The sequence below is a fragment of the Bacteroides eggerthii genome (assembly GCF_025146565.1).
Lineage (GTDB): Bacteria > Bacteroidota > Bacteroidia > Bacteroidales > Bacteroidaceae > Bacteroides > Bacteroides eggerthii.
Genome location: NZ_CP102258.1, coordinates 1,155,635 through 1,178,854 on the forward strand (window position 1 = coordinate 1,155,635; position 23,220 = coordinate 1,178,854).

Below are 23,220 nucleotides of genomic sequence, written 5' to 3' on the forward strand. Positions count from 1 at the left end.
GTTATGTATAGGAACGTATTATCCTGTGACTTTGTCTGTCTCCGGTTCGAAGAGTTTATTGCTGAGTGCCTGCAAAGCTCTTTTCTTATCTTCTGTCTTAATGACGAATGCCACGTCACTGTCATTGCTGCCATACGAAATCATACGTAGCGGGATATCTGCCAGGGCTTCTATAATTTGTGCTTCGACACCGGCATACTGCCAACGCATGTTTCCCACCACGGATACAATAGACATGCGGTCTTCCATCAGAATTTTGGCATATTGTTCCAGTTCCGCAAGGATTTTGCATAGACGCTCGCTGTTGTCTATGGCGACGGACACATCCTGATTGGATGAAACCAACAAACAAAGCGGGGTTCTGTGCTTGGCAAACGTATCAAAAATCTTACTGATAAACTGATAAGGACATAAGCAATGTTTCGACTCGAATTTCACGTAGAAGATATTGTCTTTGGCGGCTATGGCCTTGATGATATTGTCGTCCTGCAAATCCGAAATCAATGTTCCCTCTGCCTGAGGATTCATTGAGCTGAGTAACCGTACCGGGATATTGCGCTTGCGTGCCGGAGCGATGCAAAACGGGTGCAATATTTTTGCTCCGTAAAAGGCCAGTTGTTCGGCTTCGTTGAAACTGAGATGCTTTACGGAACGGGTTCCCGATACTTCACGCGGGTCATTATTGTGCATCCCGTCAATGTCCGTCCATATCTGTATTTCCTCTGCGCAGATGGCAGCGCCGATGAGCGATGCAGTATAGTCGCTGCCGCCCCGTTTCAGGTTGTCCGTTTCATTATAAGCATTTTTGCAGATATACCCTTGAGTAATAAAAAGATTGATGCCGGGATACTGTGCCAATTGCGCCTGCAGTTTTTCCTCTATATATTTCAAGTCCGGTTCTCCTTCCGGTCCGGTACGCATAAAGTCGAAAGCGGAGAGCAGGATATTGGCAATCTTTCGTTCCCGCAGGTAGAAGTGCAGCAGGGCTGTACTGATAAGTTCTCCTTGTGCCAATACCTCTTTTTCTTCAATCGAGGTGAATTCATCATTGATAAATTGCCAGAGTCGCTGGAAGCGGTCGAGAATATAATCTATTGCTTCTCGCTTTGTGGACTCGTCTGTCAACAGTTCGTTGGCGAAGTCAATGAACTGGAATTCCATCCGGGTGATTTTCTCGTGTGCCTGTTCTATATCGCGGTTGAACAGGTTGGCTGCAATTTCTTCCAGATGATTGGTTGTGCCTGCCGTTGCGGACAGGACTACAATCTTCGGTGTGGACTCTGAAATGAGTTCCGCTACGTGTTTCATTCTCTCTACTGTGCCGACGGAAGTACCGCCGAATTTGTAAACTTTCATTTTTAATTCGTTTTTAATTATTCTTTCTTTGTTGCCGGATGAAGCCTCTGTATTCCTTTTCGTTTTAGAAGGCTCATGCCCAAAATGGAAGGGTGAGTTTCTTTTTCTGTTCTCTTACAATGTCTCTGAGGATACATTGTAAGGCGTTTTTCTACTTCTCCGTAGCCTTATGTACAGTCCCTTCACTTATAAAAGTTCAAAAGACATGCCGTTTGTTTCCCGGAAAACGTTTATATTTGCACATCCCCTGTTTTTACCATTTATTACTTTAAACTTATCCGAGAAATATGAGCAAGATTTTAGTCGTTGACGATGAAGTACAGATTCGTACCCTTTTGTCGCGTATGTTGGAGTTGGAAGGATATGAAGTAGGCCAGGCCGGTGATTGCAGGACTGCTTTGAAGCAGTTGGAATTTCAGAGTCCGGATGTAGTCTTGTGCGATGTGTTCCTTCCTGACGGTAATGGGGTAGACCTTGTGGCGTCTATCAAGAAAACAGCCCCTAACGTCGAGATAATCCTATTGACAGCGCATGGCAATATCCCGGACGGGGTACAGGCCATTAAGAACGGCGCTTTCGATTATATCACCAAAGGTGATGATAACAATAAGATTATACCGCTTGTCAGCCGAGCCGTAGAGAAAGCGCGTATGAACGTCCGTTTGGAGAAGTTGGAAAAGAAAGTAAGGCAGACGTATTCGTTCGATTCAGTTTTGGGTGATTCGAAAGCATTGAAAGAGGCTGTTTCACTGGCACAGAAGGTATCGGGAACGGATGTGCCCGTATTACTGACGGGTGAAACAGGTACGGGAAAAGAGGTCTTTGCACAAGCCATACATTATAATAGTAAACGTGCCGGACAGAGTTTCGTTGCTGTCAATTGCTCTTCTTTCAGTAAGGAGTTGCTGGAAAGTGAAATGTTCGGTCATAAAGCCGGTTCGTTTACCGGTGCGTTGAAAGACAAGAAAGGGCTGTTTGAGGAAGCTAATAACGGTACTATCTTTTTGGATGAGATCGGTGAAATGGCTTTTGAGTTGCAGGCTAAACTTTTGCGTATCCTCGAAACGGGTGAATATATAAAGATTGGAGATACCAAGCCTACTCATGTGAATGTGCGTATTATTGCTGCGACCAACCGTAATTTGCCGGAAGAGATTGCCGCGGGACGCTTCCGCGAGGATTTGTTCTACAGGCTCTCCGTATTCCAAATACATCTGCCGCCCTTGCGTGAACGGGCGGGCGATGTGCGTATTCTGGCAAAAGCCTTTGTAAAGGACTTCTCCGGTCGGTTGGCGCGTCCCGTTACGGAAATAACATCCGCTTTTTTCGAAGCCCTTGAGCAACAACCCTGGAAAGGCAATATCCGGGAATTGCGTAATGTGATAGAGCGCAGTCTGATTGTTTGCGAGGGTGAAGGGTTGGATGTTGCCGACCTGCCGCTCGATATACAGAACGCACATTACGAACAATCCGATGAAACCAGTCCCGGCAGTTTTGAACTTTCGGCTATGGAGCGTAGGCATATAGCTCGTGTGCTGGAGTATACAAAAGGTAATAAGACGGAAGCTGCCCGCCTGCTCAAAATCGGATTGACCACGCTCTACCGGAAAATAGAGGAGTACGGGATATAATGTATTCTTTCCAATGGCCTGTTTCAGGGGATAGGCAACTCACCGGAAGTTTCGCCGGTTGAAACCAATAGTTTCGCTTGCTGAAACTCTTAGTATCCTTGTATGAAACTACTGGTTCCAACCGTTGGAACTACTAGTTCCAAGCATTGAAACTGACAGTTCCAACGGATGTTCTTCGAATTGTACCATGATTCTTTTCTATTTTGATAGGCACCCTTTCATTTTGGAAGGGTGCTTTCTTATTTTGTACTTCCCTGTTTCTTTTTTATTCCTTTAGCAATCAGTGCCTTATCTTTCAGGCTTCTCTTTTGGCACGCATTTGGCAATTATAAGGACGGTAAAACATGAATATTAATTTAACAAAGTAAAAACATGGGAATAACGATTTCATTTATTTTCTGCCTGTTGAGCGGATTTCTCGCTTTCTGGCTATTCTGGAAATGTGTGGATTGGTTTGAGAAGATTTAAAGAGGGGGAGAAAAGATTATGTACACAGTATTATTTGTATTAGGTGTTGCAGTGTTCGGGTACTTGATGTATGTTCTGGTGAAACCCGAAAAGTTCTAAAAGATTAAGGAAATGAATACGGAAATTTTAGGTGTAGTTTTACAGATTTTCCTGTTGGTGGTGATTTCTTATCCGCTGGGAAAATATATTGCGAAGGTTTATAAAGGAGAGAAGACATGGTCGGACTTTATGAAACCGGTAGAGAGATTGATATTTAAGGTAGCAGGCGTTAATCCCAATGAAGAAATGAACTGGAAGCAGTTCCTCAAGGCGCTGCTGATATTGAATGCTTTCTGGTTTGTTTGGGGAATGGTGCTGTTGGTCAGTCAAGGGTGGCTGCCGTTGAATCCTGACGGCAATGGTCCGCAAACTCCCGATCAGGCATTCAACACCTGCATCAGTTTTATGGTGAACTGTAACTTGCAGCATTATTCTGGTGAAAGCGGACTGACGTATTTCACCCAGTTGTTCGTCATCATGCTCTTTCAGTTTATTACCGCAGCGACAGGTATGGCGGCTATGGCGGGCATTATGAAGTCCATCAGCCGTAAAACAACGAATACAATCGGCAACTTCTGGAACTTTCTTGTATTGAGTTGTACGCGTATTCTTTTGCCGCTTTCCCTGATTGTCGGCTTTATCCTTATTACACAAGGCACTCCGATGGGCTTTGACGGTAAGATGGAAGTGACTACGCTTGAAGGACAAGAACAAACGGTTTCACAGGGGCCTGTGGCAGCTATCGTTCCTATCAAGCAGTTGGGTACGAACGGTGGCGGTTACTTTGGCGTAAATTCGTCTCATCCGTTGGAAAATCCTACCTACCTGTCCAATATAGTTGAGTGCTGGTCTATCCTGATTATACCTATGGCAATGGTTTTTGCGCTGGGCTTTTATACAAAACGCATGAAACTGGCTTATAGCATTTACGGCGTAATGCTCTGTGCCTATTTGGCGGGTGTCGGCATCAATGTTTATCAGGAGATGAACGGTAATCCGCGTATTGATGATATGGGCATTGCACAGGACAATGGGGCTATGGAAGGCAAGGAAATCCGTTTGGGAGCAGGCGCCACTGCATTATGGAGCATCACGACTACGGTTACTTCCAACGGTTCCGTCAATGGCATGCACGATTCTACGATGCCCCTGTCCGGGATGATGGAGATGCTGAACATGCAGATAAATACTTGGTTCGGCGGTGTCGGTGTAGGATGGATGAACTATTATACATTTATCATTATCGCAGTCTTTATCAGCGGACTGATGGTAGGACGTACACCGGAGTTTCTCGGAAAGAAAGTGGAAGCCCGGGAGATGAAAATAGCGACAATCGTTGCGCTGCTCCATCCGTTTGTGATATTGGTAGGTACGGCTTTGTCTTGTTACCTCTTTGCGCATCATCCAGAGTTTGTGGAGAGTGAGGGCGGTTGGCTGAATAATCCAGGTTTCCATGGGTTGAGCGAGCAATTCTATGAATTTACTTCGTGCGCTGCCAACAACGGTTCCGGTTTCGAAGGTTTGGGCGACAACACTTATTTTTGGAACTATGCCTGCGGTTGGGTACTTATTCTGAGTCGTTTTCTTCCTATTGTAGGGCAGGTTGCCATTGCAGGTCTGTTGGCGCAGAAGAGGTTTGTTCCCGAAAGTGCCGGTACGCTGAAAACCGATACGTTCACCTTTGCCGTAATGACTTTTGCCGTAATCTTTATCGTGGCAGCTCTGTCTTTCTTCCCGGCACATGCGTTGAGCACTATTGCCGAACACTTCAGTTTGTAACGAGATAAGAATAATTAGATATGTTTATGAAGGATAAAAAATCAGCTTCTTTGTTTCAAAAGGAGCAAGTAATGGAAAGTTTGAAACAGTCATTCGTGAAGTTGAATCCGCGGGTGATGATAAAGAATCCGATAATGTTCACTGTGGAGCTGGTGACACTGGTGATGCTGGTAGTCTGTATCCTCTCTTTAGGGACATCGGAATACGGGACGTTCGGTTATAACTTCCTGGTGTTTGTGATATTGTTTGTAACTTTGTTGTTTGCCAACTTTGCCGAGGCCATTGCCGAAGCCCGCGGCAAGGCACAAGCGGACAGCCTGCGTAAGACGCGTGAGGAAACTCCCGCCAAGGTTCTGGTGGAAGGCAAGTTACGTACTGTCAGCAGCGCACGTCTCAAGAAGGGAGATTTCTTTGTTTGCGAAGCCGGCGATACGATTCCTGCCGATGGTGAGATTGTGGAAGGACTGGCTTCTATTGACGAGAGTGCCATTACCGGTGAATCTGCTCCGGTAATTCGTGAGGCGGGTGGTGATAAAAGCTCCGTTACCGGCGGCACGAAAGTTCTGTCGGATAAGATAAAGGTGTTGGTTACGCAGCAACCGGGCGAGAGTTTCCTCGACAAGATGATTGCGCTGGTAGAGGGGGCTACCCGGAAGAAAACCCCGAACGAAATAGCGCTGACTATCTTATTGGCCGGTTTTACGTTAGTGTTCGTAATCGTATGTATTACGTTGATTCCGATGGCGGACTATACCAATATCGACCATCCGGGTACATATATCTCTATTGCGGCCATTCTCTCATTATTTGTCTGCCTGATACCGACCACCATTGGCGGCTTGCTTTCGGCAATCGGTATTGCCGGTATGGATCGTGCTCTGCGTGCCAATGTAATTACAAAATCGGGCAAAGCCGTTGAAACTGCCGGTGACATTGATACATTGTTGCTGGACAAGACCGGTACAATCACTATCGGTAATCGTAAGGCTACCAAGTTTCATCCGGCTCCGGGCATTGATGAAAAGGTGTTTGTGGAGGCCTGCCTGCTGTCCTCGCTCTCCGATGAAACCCCGGAAGGAAAGTCTATCATTGAGTTGGGGCGTGAGAACGGACATCGTATGCGCGACCTCAATACTGCGGGTGCTCACATGATTAAGTTTACGGCCGAAACCAAATGTTCCGGTGTCGACCTGCAAGACGGTACACAAATCCGTAAAGGTGCGTTCGATGCTATTCGTCGGATTGTGGAAAGCGCAGGGAATAAATTCCCGAAAGAAGTGGAAGAGGTGATTGCTGCCATTTCGGGCAATGGCGGTACTCCGCTGGTAGTATGTGTCAATAACGCGGTACTGGGAGTCATAGAATTACAGGATATCATCAAACCGGGCATTCAGGAACGCTTTGAACGTCTTCGTAAAATGGGGGTGAAGACGGTTATGGTAACCGGTGACAACCCGTTGACCGCCAAATATATTGCCGAAAAGGCCGGTGTGGATGATTTCATTGCCGAAGCAAAGCCGGAGGATAAAATGGAGTATATCAAGAAAGAACAGCAAGCCGGTAAACTGGTTGCCATGATGGGAGACGGAACCAATGATGCCCCCGCACTGGCGCAGGCAAATGTGGGTGTTGCCATGAATAGCGGCACGCAGGCTGCAAAGGAAGCCGGCAATATGGTAGACCTTGACAATGATCCGACCAAGTTGATTGAAATTGTGGAGATAGGCAAGCAGTTGTTGATGACGCGCGGCACGCTCACGACTTTCTCCATTGCGAATGATGTGGCCAAATACTTTGCTATTATTCCCGCACTGTTCATGGTTGCTATTCCTCAGTTGGCTCCGTTGAATATCATGGGGTTGCATAGCCCTGAAACGGCCATTCTTTCGGCTATCATCTTTAATGCTGTCATCATTCCCATACTGATACCGTTGGCATTGAGAGGCGTTCAATACAAACCGATTGGCGCAAGTGCGTTGCTACGCCGTAACTTGCTGATTTATGGTTTGGGTGGTGTCATAGCACCGTTCATAGGTATTAAGTTAATAGATATGTTTGTCAGTTTGTTTTTTTAATTTAAAATAGAAAGAAAATGAAAACTCTTTGGAAATCAGTTAAAATAACCATCGCTTTCTGCGTATTCTTTTCTGTGTTCTATATCCTTGTCTTGTGGATATTCGCACAATTTGCAGGGCCGAATAAAGGTAATGCCGAAGTATTGACCTTGAACGGCAAGGCAGTAGGCGCTGCCAACGTGGGGCAGATGTTTACGGAGGACATTTATTTTTGGGGACGGCCTTCTTGTGCCGGTGACGGTTATGATGCAAGCAGTTCGGCAGGTAGCAATAAAGGTCCTACAAACGAAGAATACCTTGCGGAAGTGGAAGCGCGTATAGATACATTCTTGTTACATCATCCTTATTTGCAACGTAAAGAAGTTCCTGCCGAAATGGTAACGGCCAGCGCTTCGGGGCTTGATCCCGATATTACGCCTGCCAGTGCTTATGTACAGGTAAAGCGTGTGGCTGAGGCAAGGGGAATGGATGAGGCTACTGTCCGGGGCATCGTTGACAAGACTGTTGAAAAACCGTTGCTGGGATTGTTCGGTACGGTGAAAGTGAATGTGTTGAAGCTGAATATTGCATTGGAAAAAATAAATGGAAAATAATGAAAGATATGAATTGTGTAAAAGTAACAGTAATAGGCATTATCGCCGCTTGGGCAGTAAGTTTTATGGGAGTGGCCAAGGTACAGGCACAGGAATTTAAGGTACAGGGTGATTTGGTCAGTTCTTATGTGTGGCGTGGCTTTTATCAAACCGGGGTTAGTTTCCAGCCGACTTTAGGCTTGGGGATAGGTGGCTTTTCGTTGACGGCATGGGGCTCTACCGATTTCGACGGAACAAGCTCCTCGGACGGTGAGGCTGCCAAAGAAATAGATTTGACGGCAGCTTATACGTTCGGCGATTCCGGTTTGACCTTGTCGGTCGCCAGTCTTTGGTGGGCAGGTCAGGGAAGCAATAAGTATTTTAACTTCAAAAGCCATGAGACGGCCCATCATTTTGAAGCAGGGCTTGCCTATACACTGCCGTTGGAGAAGTTCCCGCTGTCAATAGCCTGGTACACGATGTTTGCCGGTGCGGATAAGAATGAGAAGGGAAAGCAGAATTATTCTTCTTATGTAGAGTTGAACTATCCGTTCAGTATCAAATCCGTCGATTTGAATGCCACTTGCGGTTTTTTGCCTTACGAAGCCGGCGTGGGTGTTTACGGAGTACCGAACAGTGGCTTCGCCGTAACCAATCTGGCACTGAAAGCCACGAAGGATATAAAGGTGACGGATAAATTCGCGATACCGATATTTGCGCAGGCTATTTGGAATCCCTGTATGGAAGATGCGCATCTGGTGTTTGGTATAACTCTGAAGCCATGAGCAGCAGGGAAGAGAGTGTACAACATTTCCTCGACTTAATTAAGAAATCACGTCGCGGTAAGTTTAAGGTCTACATCGGCATGATTGCCGGTGTAGGCAAAACTTATCGTATGCTTCAGGAAGCCCATGACTTGCTGGATAATGGGGTAGACGTGAATATAGGCTATGTGGAAACACATGGACGTGCCGGTACGGAGGCGGTGTTGGCAGGACTGCCCGTAATTCCCCGGCGTAAGATATTCTATAAGGGTAAGGAACTTGAGGAAATGGACCTTGACACCATCATCCGTATCCATCCGGAAATCGTTATTGTGGACGAGTTGGCGCATACCAATGTAGAAGGCAGTAGGAATGAAAAGCGTTGGCAGGATGTAATGGATTTGTTGGATGAGGGCATCAATGTTATATCCGCTGTCAACATACAACATATCGAGAGTATTAATGAAGAGGTGCAAGGTATTTCCGGTATCGAGGTAAAGGAACGCATTCCCGACAGTGTGCTGGAAGAAGCGGATGAAGTGGTGAATATCGACCTGACGGCGGAAGAACTGATAACCCGTCTGAAAGCCGGTAAGATATACAGGCCGGATAAAGTAGCTCTTGCTTTGAATAACTTCTTCAAGACGGAAAATATCCTGCAACTGCGCGAACTGGCTCTGAAAGAGGTGGCGTTAAGGGTAGAGAAGAAAGTGGAGAATGAAGTGGTGGTTTCCAGTGTCGGTGTACGGCATGAGAAGTTTATGGCGTGCATCAGTAGCCACGAGAAAACTCCGCGTCGTATCATCCGTAAGGCGGCACGATTGGCAACCCGTTATAATACATCATTCGTAGCCCTTTATGTGCAGACACCCCGGGAGAGCGCCGACCGTATTACCCTTGCGAACCAACGGCACCTGCTAAATCATTTCAAACTGGTGACTGAGTTGGGAGGAGAAGTCATGCAGGTGCAGTCCAAAGATGTGCTGGGCAGTATTGTTACGGCTTGCAGGGAGAAACAGATAACGACCGTTTGTATGGGAAGCCCCTCGTTCGCTTTGCCGCAATCCTTGTTTATGGTACTGAAATATAGAAAATTTGTGAATGAACTGGCGCAAGCAAACATAGATTTGATTATACTTGCATAAAAATTAATTCTTGAGCATTATGAATATTCGTACTAAATTGATACTCAGTGTAGGTATCCTTGCAGGCATGATAATCCTGTTGGTAGCCCTTTCTGTTGTGAATCTTCAGATATTGACGGCTACGGAGCCGGACAGCCCTGCTGCCATACCCGGTTTGCAACGTGCTTTGTTGTGGGTTTCTGTTACGGGTGGCATTTGTATCCTTGCCAGTATTGTGTTGTTGGTATGGTTGCCCCGTTCTATCAACAAACCTATTAGGGAACTGATGCAGGGCATTCTCGAAATAGCCAACCATAACTATGAAAAGCGTCTTGATATGAGTGAACACGAAGAGTTTCGCGAAGTGGCCGATAGCTTTAACAGCATGGCGGAACGCCTTACGGAATACCGTACCAGTACGCTGAATGATATTCTATCTGCCAAGAAGTTTCTGGAAGCTATTGTAAACAGTATCCATGAACCCATTATCGGCTTAAACCGCGAGCACGAAATCCTTTTTATCAATAAGGAAGCACTGACTGTGCTGAATTTGAAGCGCGAGGATGTCATACGCCGTTCTGCCGAGGAGTTGTCACTGAAAAATGACCTGCTCCGGCGATTGGTGAGGGAATTAATCAATCCGGGTGAAAAGAAAGAACCATTGAAGATTTATGCAGATAATAAGGAAAGCTATTTCCAGGCATCCTATATTACCATAATGAATACGGATGCCGATACGGACGAATCCCATAACCTGGGGGATGTTATCCTATTAAAGAATATCACCGAATTTAAGGAATTGGATACGGCTAAAACCACCTTTATATCTACGATCTCGCATGAGTTGAAAACCCCTATTTCTGCAATCTTGATGAGTTTGCAGCTTTTGGAAGATAATCGTGTGGGTGCTTTGAATGAGGAGCAGGAACAACTTTCAAAAAGTATCAGGGAGAATGCCGATCGTCTGCTGGGGATTACAGGCGAACTTCTTAATATGACACAGGTGGAAGCCGGTAAGCTACAGATGATACCGAAGATAACGAAACCCATCGAACTGATAGAATATGCTATCAAAGCAAACCAAGTACAGGCTGATAAGTTCAACATTCAGATTGAAGTGGAATATCCGGAAGAGAAAATGCCGAAGTTGTTTGTGGATAGCGAGAAGGTAGCATGGGTGCTCACTAACCTGTTGAGTAACGCCATTCGTTATTCCAAGGAAAACGGTCGCGTTATTATCGGCGCAAGGCAGGAAGGTAATTTTGTGGAGCTTTATGTGCAGGATTTTGGTAAGGGCATTGACCCGCGTTATCATCAGAGTATCTTTGACCGCTATTTTCGCGTCCCCGGTACGAAAGTGCAGGGAAGCGGATTGGGACTTTCCATTTCCAAAGATTTTATAGAAGCTCATGGCGGCACGCTGACTGTTCAGAGTGAATTAGGTATAGGTAGCCGCTTTGCAATTCGGTTGAAAGCGTAATAGGTTTGTGATATTCTTGTCTCTTGAATATTTATGGCTTGAAGCCACTTTTCTTCAGGCCTGTTAGGGTACTTTGGCTTTACTTTCTGCGGTATTGTTGCGGCGACATTCCTGTCTGTTTCTTAAAGAAAGTACCGAAGTAGGATGCGTTTGGGAAATTAAAGAAATCCGAAATTTCCTGAACATTCTTTTGTGTGTTTTTGAGTAGTGAAATACTTTTGCGTATGATGGACTTAAAGACCAGCTCTTGTACCGTATACCCACAAATAGACTTAGACAGGGCTGAAAGATATTTGGGAGATAAGCATAGTTTGTCCGCGTAAAAGTCCACTCCCCGCTCTTTTGTATAGTATTGTTCTATCAACTGTATCAGACGGATAAAAATGTCATGTTTGTGGCTCACAGACGCTTTTTCCGCAATGAGTTTACGGGTATAGACAGAACAGAGCCTGTATGTTAATGCCAACAAGAGCAGCTTTTGTTCGTACCGATTGAATGTGTTTTCTTCTATGTTCAGCGTATTGTCCAGTAACGACAGGTATTTCAGAACTTCTTCTTCCTCTCCGGTATTCCAAACATAACATGGTTCGGTGGCAAGATGTGAATATAGGTTCATGGATACTACCGAGTTTCCTATAATATCCCGTATGGGATCAGTCTGATAAATAAAGATAAATACCTCTACATCAGCGGATGAATATAATACCTGAAACAGGGAGTCTTTCGGGAGAAAGAGTGTGTCGCCGGTTTTAGCAGAAAATGATTTCTGGTTAAGGATAAAAGTAAAGCTTCCTTGTCTGCAGATTACCAGTCCTACTCCGTCTATCATAAATGGTTCTTTTAAGACGGTTGGGAAAGAGGAGAGTACACCTTCCGAACTGCAGATTTGTTGCTTGTTCAATAGCGCATTGTCAAGGCGCGATAAACGTTCTTGCCGGGTATCCATGACATTAGGGATTACAGTTGCATAAAAAAACTGTGCTAAGTTAATAATTTCCGTTTAGGATAGGGTAGTACTACAACAAATATCATGCAAAACAGACACGCATATAATGTCCAACCTGCCATTTCCTTGACTGCTGATAAAGTGGCTTGCACTTGAATACGTCCTTTTGTAGATATGGCTGCCATGTTAACGGCTTCTTGCTTGCTTTTTCCTTGATATTGCATCCCTTGTACGGTTTGTGTGAATGAGGCGGATGCTTCGGGATGCATCATATCTACATTTTGGGCATAACGGGTAATGTAGTGTTGTTGCCGTTCTTGCAACACATTACTATATAGGGCAGTTCCTATGCTGGGAGCGAGTACCATACGCACAGTGAGCATCGTACAAATCCATGAGGACAGGTATTTGTAGGGCATACGCTGGGTAGCAAAAGTCGGTATCAATGAATACAAGAGCATCATTCCAGTGGAACGAATGATAATGGGATATTTCATCCGTTCGTATAAACCGGCACCTTGAACCTCGAAGTACATGAACATGGCGGATAGTCCTAAAAATAAGAATCCTGCGGCAAAGAGGTATTTAAAGTGCACTCCTTTTACACTGAGCCAGATAGTTGCAATGCCACCGATAAAATAGCCCAACATAGACCAGTTGCCCAATGTTGCGTTTTGATAGTTGTCCAGCTTCATTCCTATTCCCGTAAATACATTGACGAACATTGAACTGGAGTTCAGCACCATTAACAGAAAGTAGAACAGGAATCCGAAGCGGATAGTACGCAGCTTGAGGACATCGAATTGATAGTAGGGATTGCGCAGGGTTACTTCTATGTGGACAAATAGGATGCCTGCAACCACAGCGCCGACCGTAGCCCATTGGATTGTAGGATCGTCATACCAGTCGAGTACTTTGCCATAAGTAAGCACATAAGTGATGCACGTCAGTGTGATACAGAAGATGGAAGCGTTGCCAAATTGTTTGAAGTTGATAGGGAAACGACGGGTGGTATACTTATGATAAGGCATCGTGACGAATGTAATAAGGATGCAGAGTAACAGCAACCCCATCATGAAGTAATAAACATGCTGCCATTCGTATTCGTAGGTAAGCCATGCGGTAAGCGATGTACCCAACTGTCCCAATACCATAAAAAACAGATAAATGGCAGGTTGCGCAGCACTCCGTTCAATATCCAATTTATCCCATCCTTCGCCGGTGAGGGGCTCGTTGCCGGGAGTAATCTTTTCGGTTGCTTCCACATGGTCGGCGTATTTGATGAGAGTAAACAGATTGACCATCATCAGCACCATACGCAAAAATCCCATGAACAGACTACACAGTGCCAGCAGGAATATACTGTCTGTTTTGGCACAGATGTAACTGAAGATATACATCAGTGAAAATCCAGCGATGCACATCATTTTCTCCCTGCGGATACATACCAGCCGGTACAGGAAAGGGCAGAATGCCGCCATGCCTATGGATGTGGCGAAATTGGCAAACTGGATGTGTTCAGATATGATACCCAGACCGCTCATCATCTCAGTGCCGCTGGCAGAGTAAGTTCCGCCTACTGTGAGAATGGGTAGGAAGAACATGAACAGGATGATAATTCCTATCGGTTTAGGCACCCAGTTATAGAAAGGATAGTTTTTGGGATATGCGGGCATTTCCTTAACAATTAATGATTGAAAATCAGAGTTTGGCTTTCACTATTACCATCATACCGGCAGCTAGTTTTTCGTTATCTTCTTTGGAAAGATTGGTGAAGTCGATGCGTACGGGTATGCGTTGTTGTATCTTAACGAAGTTGCCGGCAGAATTGTCAGTAGGAACCAATGAATATTTTGAGCCCGTTGCTCCAGAAATGGCGGTGATGGTACCTGTGAACTCTTTGTTGCTGATGGCGTCTACGGTGACAGATACCTTTTGCCCTATATGCAGGTTCTCCACTTGAGTCTCTTTGTAATTGGCAACGATCCACTTTTGGGTGTCAGGGAGTATGTAGGTAATAGTTTGTCCGGCTGTAATGAACTGTCCTTCTTCCAATGCCCGGCGGCCTAATTTCCCGTCACAGGGAGCCACTACTACAGTGTAGGAAAGATTCAAACGTGCCATCTCTAAAGCGGCTGTCGCGCGTTGGATGGCAGCTTCTGTACTTTCACGACGGTGTGATACTTCATTTACTCCGGATAAAGCGGCTTTTTGTTGGCGTTTTGTCGCTTCCAACTTTTTGCGGGTGGCTTCATATTCCGTTTCTATCTGTTCGAGCTGTATGGGAGTCGCTGCATTTCTTTGCACCAGGTTCTGGTAGCGTTGGCGGTCTTTCTCCAGCTTGGCAAGACGGATCTCAATTTCGGAGATGGAAGCGTCGTATACGGAAGCGGTGGTCTGTGTGGTTTGTAGTGTGGCCCCGATTACGGTAGCGCCGGCTTGTGCGTCTTTTAGTGCGGCTTCGGCTTCCATTACGCGTATCTTATATTCGCGGTCGTCCAATACAAGGAGCGTATCGCCTTTATGTATCTCTTGATGCTCGGTAAAATAAATCTTCTTGATATAGCCTGACGCGCGCAGGTTGATGGGAGATATGTACTGCTCTATCTGTGCGTCATTGCTGGTTTCTGTGCGATTGTAGCTGAGGAAGAGACAAGCAACCTCTATTATTCCCCAAACGACAATTGCCACTCCCAACAAGCTGACTACGATTTGCCAGCAGCGTAGTTTACGAAGTTTCTTAGCCTTTTCCTGATGTGTGTTCGATGTGTTATTTTTTTCTATTGCTTCCATATGATGATTTGATTAACTTGTTATTTAATTAATGAATCAATTTGCCCTGTCAGTTTCAGTAGTAACAGAGTTGTTACCCGGTAACTGTAATGGGCACTGATGTAGTTGTTTTGTGCTTCGCTCATCTGCATTTCGTCTTGCAGAACTTCGGTCATAGAGGCAATCCCTTCGCGGTAACGCTCCATCGTAACTGTGTATACATCTTCTGCAAGCAGATAATTGTCTTTCTGCTTCTTGAAATTACGCTGGTTATTCATCAGATCGTTAGTAGCATTTAAATACTGGGTTTGCAGATTTTTGCGGGTATTTTCTTGTGCTAGTTTTATGTTTTCAATGTCTATTGCGGCTTTCCGGTTTTTGTAGCGTTTATCCAGTCCGTCGAAAATAGGAATACGCAGTGATACCCCCAGTCCGTAAGAACGGAACCAATGATTGGACGGTCCGGAGTGGAACCAATGATAGGCTTTGTCTGTATAAGCGGAGAACATCCAATTGGCAGTTAGGTTTAATGAAGGAATGTAGCCGTAACCAATCATCTTTTTTTGCTTTTCAGCCATTAACTTTTGCGATTGCAGCAATTGGAGCTCATACAGATTCTCGGATAGTCCGGTCAGTGTAACAGGAGTTATGTTTTCGGAGTTCACCGGAACTAAAGCTATCTGTGCGTCGGCAGGATAGTCCATAATATATTTCAGTAGGTTCAGTTGTTGTTCCTGCATTGCCTGAGCATTGTCATATTGTACTTTCAGATTTTCCAGATTGATATTAACACGTTTCACATCTACTTCCATAGCCATTCCATTATCGTGAAAAGCCATGGTGATGTTTTTCAGTTCTTCCAGCCGGGTTATGTTGGCTTTTATCAATGTGATTTGCTCAGTAGTGGTTTGTCCCAGATAATATATCTTACATATTTCCAGAATAAGATCTTCTCTCGCTTTTTCATAAGAAAGACGGTTCATCTCATCCATTACTTTGGCAATGGATACGGTGGTATAAAGCGTTTGGTTGTAAAGAGGCATTTGAAATTGCAAACCTGCGTTGGCGTTGTGTTGCAGGGTATAAGTTATGTTATACGGATTTCCATAGGCCGAACCGTCGGTGACAGATACGGGTGGATCTATATTGTCATTATAGTTGGCAAACCCATTGATTTGAGGTAACAGCTTTGCCCGATTCTCAGAAATTCCATATTTGCTTTTTTGCATATCCTTACGCTTGCTTTCCAATGACAGATTATTCTCGATGCCTATCTCGAGACAATCTTTCAGTGTCAGAGTCTTTTGGGCATATACTTGGGCAGCCGACAAACAGAGAAAGGAAAAAATGAATAGTAGCTTTTTCATAATAATCACCAATAATTTGTGCAAAGTTAGTGGCTTATTACGAAAGGATGCTATCCATATATAGACTGCTTGTGTTCATATTTTCCTTTTTCTTAGCTGTTTTAAGGATGTAAATGAGTAAAAAGCAACTGTTTTGAATTGCTGCTCCTGCTTAATAAATGATAATTATCGTCTTTCTTATGAAAAAAAATAAGTAGAAATGTATTTATCAAGTTTATTATACTACCTTTGTCCCAGAGTTTGAGTTACGAATCATTATCGTATAGTTCTTCTTTTAATATATTATTAGTAAGCAGTCCTCTTCTTTAATTATCCTCCTCACTCCAATTTATTATTTATTTTATAACATTTTTAGAATGAACATTTACATTTCAGGTTTAAGTTATGGCATTAATAATGCTGACTTGACAAATTTATTTGCAGAGTTTGGAGAAGTTTCTTCAGCTAAAGTTATTTTCGATAGAGAAACCGGTAGATCCAGGGGATTTGCTTTTGTTGAAATGAACAATGATACAGAAGGGCAAAAAGCTATTGACGAGTTAAACGGTGTAGAGTATGACAATAAAGTTATTTCTGTAAGCGTTGCACGTCCTCGTGAAGAAAGACCGTCAAACGGCAGACCTCGTAGCGGTTATAATAACTCTAGAAGATACTAATAAGATAGAGGCAGGAAACTTGATTTTCTGCCTCTCAAAATAATTTCTGTCTTTTTCATTTTAACGGAAGCGTTCCGTTCCACCACCTGCACCTTTCATTCTACAAAGATTTATAAGACTTTTGTATGAGCCACTTGAGTGAAGCGTGCTCAGATTATACTCATGCTAATGTTTTTAGCATACTCAAAAACAACATTTATGACATTTAAAGATTTAAATATAACCGAATCGATTTTAAAAGCAATTGAAGAAAAAGGATATGTCAATCCTACTCCTATACAAGCAAAAGCGATTCCTGCACTATTAGTAGGAAAAGATATATTAGGCTGTGCGCAGACTGGAACAGGAAAAACTGCGGCATTTGCCATTCCCATCATTCAACAGCTACAAGCTGATAAAAGCTTAAATAACAGTATTAAGGCTTTAATATTAACACCTACTCGTGAGCTGGCATTACAGATTAGCGAGTGTATAGATGACTATGCTAAATATACTCAGGTCCGCCATGGAGTTATCTTTGGAGGAGTAAATCAACGTACACAAGTAAACATGTTGCATAAAGGAGTGGACATCTTGGTTGCTACTCCGGGTAGGCTGCTGGATTTAATGAATCAAGGATATGTTCGTTTGAATAATATACAGCATTTCGTATTGGATGAGGCAGATCGTATGCTTGATATGGGTTTTATCCATGATATCAAACGTTTGTTGCCAAAACTTCCTAAAGAGAAACAAACTTTATTGTTTTCAGCTACTATGCCTGATACAATTATTTCTCTTACAAACTCTTTGCTGAAGCAGCCGGTGAAGATTAGTATAACTCCTAAATCATCTACGGTAGATGCAATCGAACAGACTGTTTACTTTGTAGAAAAGAAAGAGAAAAGTAAATTACTAATTTCTATTTTGCATAAAACCCAAGGACAGTCGGTACTTGTCTTTTCACGTACTAAGCACAATGCAGACAGAATAGTTCGAGTGTTGGGCAAAGCCGGCATTGGCAGCCAAGCCATTCATGGAAACAAAAGCCAAAATGCACGACAGTCAGCATTGGAAAACTTTAAATCAGGTAAGATACGTGTCATGATAGCTACTGATATTGCCGCTAGAGGTATTGACATCAATGAATTGCCATTGGTTATTAACTACGACCTTCCTGATGTTCCCGAAACTTATGTACATCGTATTGGACGTACAGGTAGAGCCGGAAATTCAGGAACGGCACTGAGCTTTTGCTCACAGGAAGAACGTAAGTTGGTCAACGATATTCAGAAGTTGACAGGAAAGAAACTCAGTAGGGCAGAACTTGCAATTTGAGGTTGCTTCTAAGTTTATTATTTATTCAGTAATTATATATCTATTAATATAATATAAGTTCTATGGCAAAATCCATGACAGTGGGAAAACGCGAAAATGAAAAGAAAAGACTTGCTAAGCGAGAAGAAAAATTAAAGCGGAAAGAGAACCGGAAAACCAATAAAAGCAGCATTGACGATATGATTGCTTATGTGGATGAATACGGAATGATTTCCTCGACTCCCCCTGAGGAGAATGTTAAGAAGAAAGAGATTAATTTAGAAGAAATAATGATTGCCACTCCTAAAAAGGAGGATGAAGAACCGGTTATTCTGAGAGGAAGAGTTGAGTTTTTTAATGAGTCCAGAGGATTTGGGTTTATCAAAGATCTTTCCGGAGTTGAAAAATATTTCTTCCATGTGAATAACGTTGTTACGGAGATCAAAGAAGGGAATGTTGTTACGTTTGATCTTGAGCGTGGAATAAAAGGGATGAATGCGGTTAACATTTGTTTGGAAAAGAAATAATATACATCTTATATTGAAATCGTCTCGCAAGATAAATTTACTTATCTTGCGAGACGATTTATTTTGTATCATAAAATAGAAATGTTATTCTTTTGATACACAATTAAAATCGAAACTGTAAATGGAAATCTATTATTAGGAAAAGCGCTTCAAGAGAGGAGTAATTGTATCTGTAATAACAGAATTAGCTGAGCTGAAAGAGATAAATTCCGAAAATATACATAATTATTTATTTAGAATTTTATTCTATAAAAAAGAAGATTTTTATTTATTTTTGCAAAAAAGAAGCCAGCTATGAAATACCTTTTTTTACTCTTAATATGTGTTTGTTGCTGTCTATTCGGCTATGCTCGCCCTGTCATCGTGTATGATGATGATAACTTATCGTGTAATCGTATTATTTCTTTGGAGCAGGATGCATATGGTTTTATATGGATTGCAACAGAAGACGGATTAAACAAGTTTGACGGCTATACATTTACCAACTATTTTCATGATGAAAGTGATTCTACCTCTATAGCGTGTAACTATATCAATAAGGTTTATTCGGACTCTCATCAAAGACTGTGGGTGGCAAGTAATAAAGGTATCCAGTATTATTTACCCCAACAAAATGCTTTTAGAACTATTAAATTACCTGTTAATTCCAATCCTAATGTTACAGCTATAACAGAATTGCATAATGGTGATATTTGGATTGCCGCTTCCGGTTCTGGTTTGTATTCTATTAATTCCCATACAGACCAAGCTGAACAGTTGACTTGGATAGGAGAACATTGTGATTATTTGTATGTAAATTGTATTTATGAAGATACAAAACATTATGTTTGGATTAGTTATCTTGGCAATCAGCTGGCTCGTATTTCTCTTGAGAGAAAAGAAATTGTTACTTATACACTACCACAGACTCCTTTCCCGAAAGTATATGGTATGAAAGAAGATGCTCAGGGTAATTTGTATCTTATTACTTACAATGATGTTTTGATGAAAACTCCTGAAAAAGAGAGCTTTCAGTCTGTACGTACTGCTGACAATCGAAACGTTGTTGCACGCGGCATCACCCAGACCAGTGATGGTAAACTGTGGGTAAATACAGTAAACAACGGGTTAATGTTTATTGATACAAAACAGAAACAATTATATCCTGAACGCGTATCCGGAAATACATTTGATGAGCTAACGTACGGAGAAATAGTGTGTTTTTTGGAGGATACAGATGGTAATAAATGGTTGGCTTACCGTCGAAAAGGTTTAGTAATGGTACCTAATGAAGGAAAACTTTTTGAGTCTCTAAGTCTTACCGTATCACCAACTCAAGGATCTCCGACTATGATTTATCAAAGTTGTGACAATCATTTATGGGTAGGAAACTGGGACGGTTCGCTTCAACAACTGGACAGAGGAGGAAAACGATTGAAGCAGTACAATCTTTCGCATTATCCTCGGACTGTTTATGAAAAAGAAGGAACTCTTTGGATAGGAAGTAACGATGGCGGAATTTATCAGCTGAATTTGCATACGGATAAACTTTATCAGACCTCTTTATTCGTTAATAAAAGTGTCAACAGGATTATTGAAGGGCGTGATCATATGCTTTATCTATCTTGTCCGGGTAATGGATTGGGCGTTTATAACCCAACTAATGGAGAGAGTACACTAATTTCTTACCAGACTCCTATGGAAAATCAAGTAACATTAGGAAATGATTGGATTAATGATTTGCTGTGCGATAAAGATAGTCTTATTTGGATTGCTCATTTCCTGGGAGTAAGATGCTATGATACTTCTAAAAATATATTTTTAGATCTTCCTATTAACCATGATTTGAAAAACTATGTATGCTATGAACTTTTGGAAGATAAAGACGGACGGCTATGGATTGGTACTAATAATGGTATTTATATTTATGATAAGCAAAAGCAAACTCTTCAGCACATAGGGAAAAAGGAGGGTATGCCTAGTAATGTTGTTTGTGGATTAGAAAAAGATACGCAAGGAAATATTTGGTGCAGTACTTACAAAGGTATATGTCGTATTGAGCAGGAGAGTCACCGGGTAACAACTTATTATTCCGGAAATGGATTGAGAGATAAAGAATATATAATTGGCATGTCTTTACAAGATAATAATGGATACATTTATTTTGGTGGTCCTAGTGATATTATCCGTTTTATACCTGACAGTATTCAATTTGGTAAGCCGTTACATATTCCGGTTCTAACCAATTTATATGTAGATAATGTTTTGGTAAATGCTTCAAAGTCAGCTTTGTGTAAAAAGAAGCTGGCAGATACTTTGTCTGTCTATACAAATGAATTATATTTTGATCCTAAAAGTAATACTTATTCTTTTGAGTTTTCTACATTCAATTTTCATAATCGAAAGAATACTTATTTTAAGTATCGTTTAAGGGAATTGGATGGCAACTGGAGTCATACATTACTTGGAGAGAACCGGATTACCTATAATTATTTACCACCGGGACAGTACACTCTTGAGGTACAAGCCTGCGAAAATAATATCTCGTCTCCTATACGTAATATATCCATTTATATCGCCTCACCTTGGTATCTTACTTCGTGGGCACTGGTTATTTATTTTGTTGGAGCAGTTATGTTGATTCTAGGTTCTATAAACCTATATATTCGTCAGCAAAACCATAAAAGAAGAGATGAAATAAATGAAGAGAAAATACGCTTTTTCATTAATATAGCTCATGAGATACGTTCTCCATTGACATTGATTATAAATCCGTTGAATGAGCTACTCAAAAAAAGTACGGATTCTGGTATGTTAAAAATATTGAGAATGATGGAACATAATACTAATCGTATTATGAGTCTTATAAATCAGCTTCTTGATATTCGGCGTATTGATCAGGGACAAATGAAGATAAAATGTAGGGAGACTGATTTGATTAGTTTCATTGATGATATTTATGAGATATTCAGCTATCAAGCAATTAAGCGGAATATAAATTTTACTTTCAACCATACTTCCGAGAAACTCTTCGTTTGGATTGATGTGAAAAACTTTGATAAGATAATAATCAATTTGTTATCAAATGCATTTAAATACACTCCTGATGGTGGGGAAATAGAAATAGTACTTACTGCAAAAGAAGAGCTGAAAACAAATTCTCCATTGAGGAAATATGCTGAAATTTGTGTGCGGGATACCGGTAAAGGTCTTGATAAAAAAGAGATGGAAAAAGTTTTCGAACGTTTTTATCAATCGCCTTCCGATCCAAATCGTAGCTTGGGTTTCGGCATAGGATTGAATTTGGCTAAAATGTTAGTTGAGCTTCATCATGGTACTATCAAGGCGGATAATCGCTCAGATAGACAGGGAAGTTGTTTCACAATACAAATTCCGCTTGGAAATGACTTCTTATCTGCAGAAGAACGAGAAGTAGAAGTTGTGGAAACATCTCCTATTCACAATATTCCTATGGAAGAATGGGTTGTAGATGCAGAAAGTGCTGCATCTAACAAGAAAAGCAAGTATCGAATTTTACTTGTTGATGATGATAGGGCTCTGTGTGAGTATTTGCAGGACAAATTAGGAGATATCTATAGGATTACTACTTGTCACAATGGACAGGAAGCATTACAAGTAGCGATGAGTCAAACATTCGATTTGGTTATTTCAGATATTGTTATGCCGATAATGGATGGATTCGAACTGTTACATCGGATTAAACGAACACCACAAATAGGATATTTGCCCGTTATTTTATTGACATCGCAAACAGAGTTGGAAAATAGGATTAAGGGGTATAAAGAAAAAGCTGATGCCTTCCTATCTAAACCTTTTAATATTGATGAGCTAATGATGCTCTGTGCTAATTTGATTGAGAATCGCATCCTTATAAAAAGTCGGTATAATATTTTGGAGAAAGATATAAAATCAATTAATATAAAAGCTAATGATGAACTTTTTCTTGAGCGTCTTATAAAGGTCATCAATGAAAACCTGTCAAATGTTGATTTTACTGTTGAAAATTTAGCAGATGAAGTAGGTATAAGTAGAGTGCAACTTCATCGTAAATTAAAAGATTTGATAGGTGTATCTACAAGTGAATTCATTCGTAATTTACGATTGCAACAGGCAACTATCTTACTCAAGGATAACAAAGTTAATATTTCTCAGATAGCCTATGCTGTTGGATTTTCAAATCCGATTTTGTTTTCTTCTACTTTCAAGAAAACGTATGGATGTACCCCTAGGGAGTATAGGGAGAGGAATATGTAACAAAATAATATATAGAATGTAACGCCTATGTTACAAATGACCGAATAGTATGTAACAATAAACTAGAGCATTTCATAACCATATTACTATGTTTGCAGCGTGTAAATTTTAAAT

The 23,220-nt window shown here is 42.0% G+C and carries 17 protein-coding genes; 12 read left to right on the forward strand and 5 right to left on the reverse strand.

The window, feature by feature from the left end; translation table 11 throughout:
• Positions 1-18: 18 nt before the first annotated feature.
• Positions 19-1,356: an aspartate kinase gene (locus NQ546_RS04710; RefSeq protein ID WP_004292333.1), complete on the reverse strand. Its 1,338-nt coding sequence runs from the start codon at positions 1,354-1,356 to the stop codon at positions 19-21.
• A gap of 287 nt (positions 1,357-1,643) precedes the next feature.
• Here NQ546_RS04710 and NQ546_RS04715 point away from each other — a divergent pair, with 287 nt between their 5' ends.
• The 8 genes from NQ546_RS04715 (at position 1,644) to NQ546_RS04745 (ending at position 11,288) form a co-directional block, all read left to right on the forward strand.
• Positions 1,644-2,987: a sigma-54-dependent transcriptional regulator gene (locus tag NQ546_RS04715; RefSeq protein ID WP_004292334.1), complete on the forward strand. Its 1,344-nt coding sequence runs from the start codon at positions 1,644-1,646 to the stop codon at positions 2,985-2,987.
• 486 nt (positions 2,988-3,473) lie between these two features.
• A complete protein-coding gene (gene kdpF / locus NQ546_RS17390; protein WP_081446778.1) occupies positions 3,474-3,554 on the forward strand; it encodes a K(+)-transporting ATPase subunit F in 81 nt (26 codons plus the stop codon).
• Between the two features lie 12 nt (positions 3,555-3,566).
• Positions 3,567-5,273, forward strand: a complete 1,707-nt coding sequence (kdpA, locus tag NQ546_RS04720; protein ID WP_004292335.1) for a potassium-transporting ATPase subunit KdpA — start codon at positions 3,567-3,569, stop codon at positions 5,271-5,273.
• Between the two features lie 26 nt (positions 5,274-5,299).
• The gene (gene kdpB / locus NQ546_RS04725) at positions 5,300-7,348 is read left to right on the forward strand and encodes a potassium-transporting ATPase subunit KdpB (protein ID WP_039953569.1); all 2,049 of its coding nucleotides are present in this window, start codon (positions 5,300-5,302) and stop codon (positions 7,346-7,348) included.
• 17 nt (positions 7,349-7,365) lie between these two features.
• The gene (locus NQ546_RS04730) at positions 7,366-7,941 is read left to right on the forward strand and encodes a K(+)-transporting ATPase subunit C (protein ID WP_004292337.1); all 576 of its coding nucleotides are present in this window, start codon (positions 7,366-7,368) and stop codon (positions 7,939-7,941) included.
• An 8-nt stretch (positions 7,942-7,949) separates the two neighbouring features.
• Positions 7,950-8,705 carry a hypothetical protein gene (locus NQ546_RS04735; protein ID WP_085961419.1) on the forward strand — a complete coding sequence of 252 codons (756 nt, stop codon included), beginning with the start codon at positions 7,950-7,952 and terminating at the stop codon, positions 8,703-8,705.
• Complete coding sequence (locus NQ546_RS04740; protein ID WP_004292339.1) at positions 8,702-9,829, forward strand: sensor protein KdpD; 1,128 nt, start codon at positions 8,702-8,704, stop codon at positions 9,827-9,829. Before NQ546_RS04735 ends, NQ546_RS04740 begins: the two co-directional genes overlap by 4 nt.
• Positions 9,830-9,848: 19 nt before the next feature.
• The gene (locus NQ546_RS04745; RefSeq protein WP_004292340.1) at positions 9,849-11,288 is read left to right on the forward strand and encodes an ATP-binding protein; all 1,440 of its coding nucleotides are present in this window, start codon (positions 9,849-9,851) and stop codon (positions 11,286-11,288) included.
• Positions 11,289-11,367: 79 nt separating this feature from the next.
• Here NQ546_RS04745 and NQ546_RS04750 read toward each other — a convergent pair whose 3' ends face one another.
• The 4 genes from NQ546_RS04750 to NQ546_RS04765 are packed head-to-tail and all read right to left on the reverse strand — an operon-like array spanning position 11,368 to position 16,373.
• On the reverse strand, positions 11,368-12,234 hold the full coding sequence (locus NQ546_RS04750) for an AraC family transcriptional regulator (RefSeq protein ID WP_004292341.1): 867 nt from the start codon (positions 12,232-12,234) through the stop codon (positions 11,368-11,370).
• Between the two features lie 35 nt (positions 12,235-12,269).
• Positions 12,270-13,910 carry an MFS transporter gene (locus NQ546_RS04755; protein ID WP_004292342.1) on the reverse strand — a complete coding sequence of 547 codons (1,641 nt, stop codon included), beginning with the start codon at positions 13,908-13,910 and terminating at the stop codon, positions 12,270-12,272.
• Positions 13,911-13,935: 25 nt separating this feature from the next.
• Positions 13,936-15,027, reverse strand: a complete 1,092-nt coding sequence (locus NQ546_RS04760) for an HlyD family secretion protein (RefSeq protein WP_004292343.1) — start codon at positions 15,025-15,027, stop codon at positions 13,936-13,938.
• Between the two features lie 20 nt (positions 15,028-15,047).
• A complete protein-coding gene (locus tag NQ546_RS04765) occupies positions 15,048-16,373 on the reverse strand; it encodes a TolC family protein (protein WP_004292344.1) in 1,326 nt (441 codons plus the stop codon).
• Between the two features lie 356 nt (positions 16,374-16,729).
• Here NQ546_RS04765 and NQ546_RS04770 point away from each other — a divergent pair, with 356 nt between their 5' ends.
• The 4 genes from NQ546_RS04770 to NQ546_RS04785 all read left to right on the forward strand — a co-directional run bounded on the left by NQ546_RS04770 (position 16,730) and on the right by NQ546_RS04785 (position 23,106).
• A complete protein-coding gene (locus NQ546_RS04770; RefSeq protein ID WP_004292345.1) occupies positions 16,730-17,029 on the forward strand; it encodes an RNA recognition motif domain-containing protein in 300 nt (99 codons plus the stop codon).
• A gap of 198 nt (positions 17,030-17,227) precedes the next feature.
• Positions 17,228-18,346 (forward strand): DEAD/DEAH box helicase, encoded by a 1,119-nt coding sequence (locus NQ546_RS04775; RefSeq protein WP_021939722.1) that lies wholly within the window; start codon positions 17,228-17,230, stop codon positions 18,344-18,346.
• Positions 18,347-18,408: 62 nt separating this feature from the next.
• A complete protein-coding gene (locus NQ546_RS04780; RefSeq protein WP_004292347.1) occupies positions 18,409-18,852 on the forward strand; it encodes a cold-shock protein in 444 nt (147 codons plus the stop codon).
• A gap of 294 nt (positions 18,853-19,146) precedes the next feature.
• Positions 19,147-23,106: a hybrid sensor histidine kinase/response regulator transcription factor gene (locus NQ546_RS04785; protein WP_039953510.1), complete on the forward strand. Its 3,960-nt coding sequence runs from the start codon at positions 19,147-19,149 to the stop codon at positions 23,104-23,106.
• Positions 23,107-23,220 lie beyond the last annotated feature (114 nt).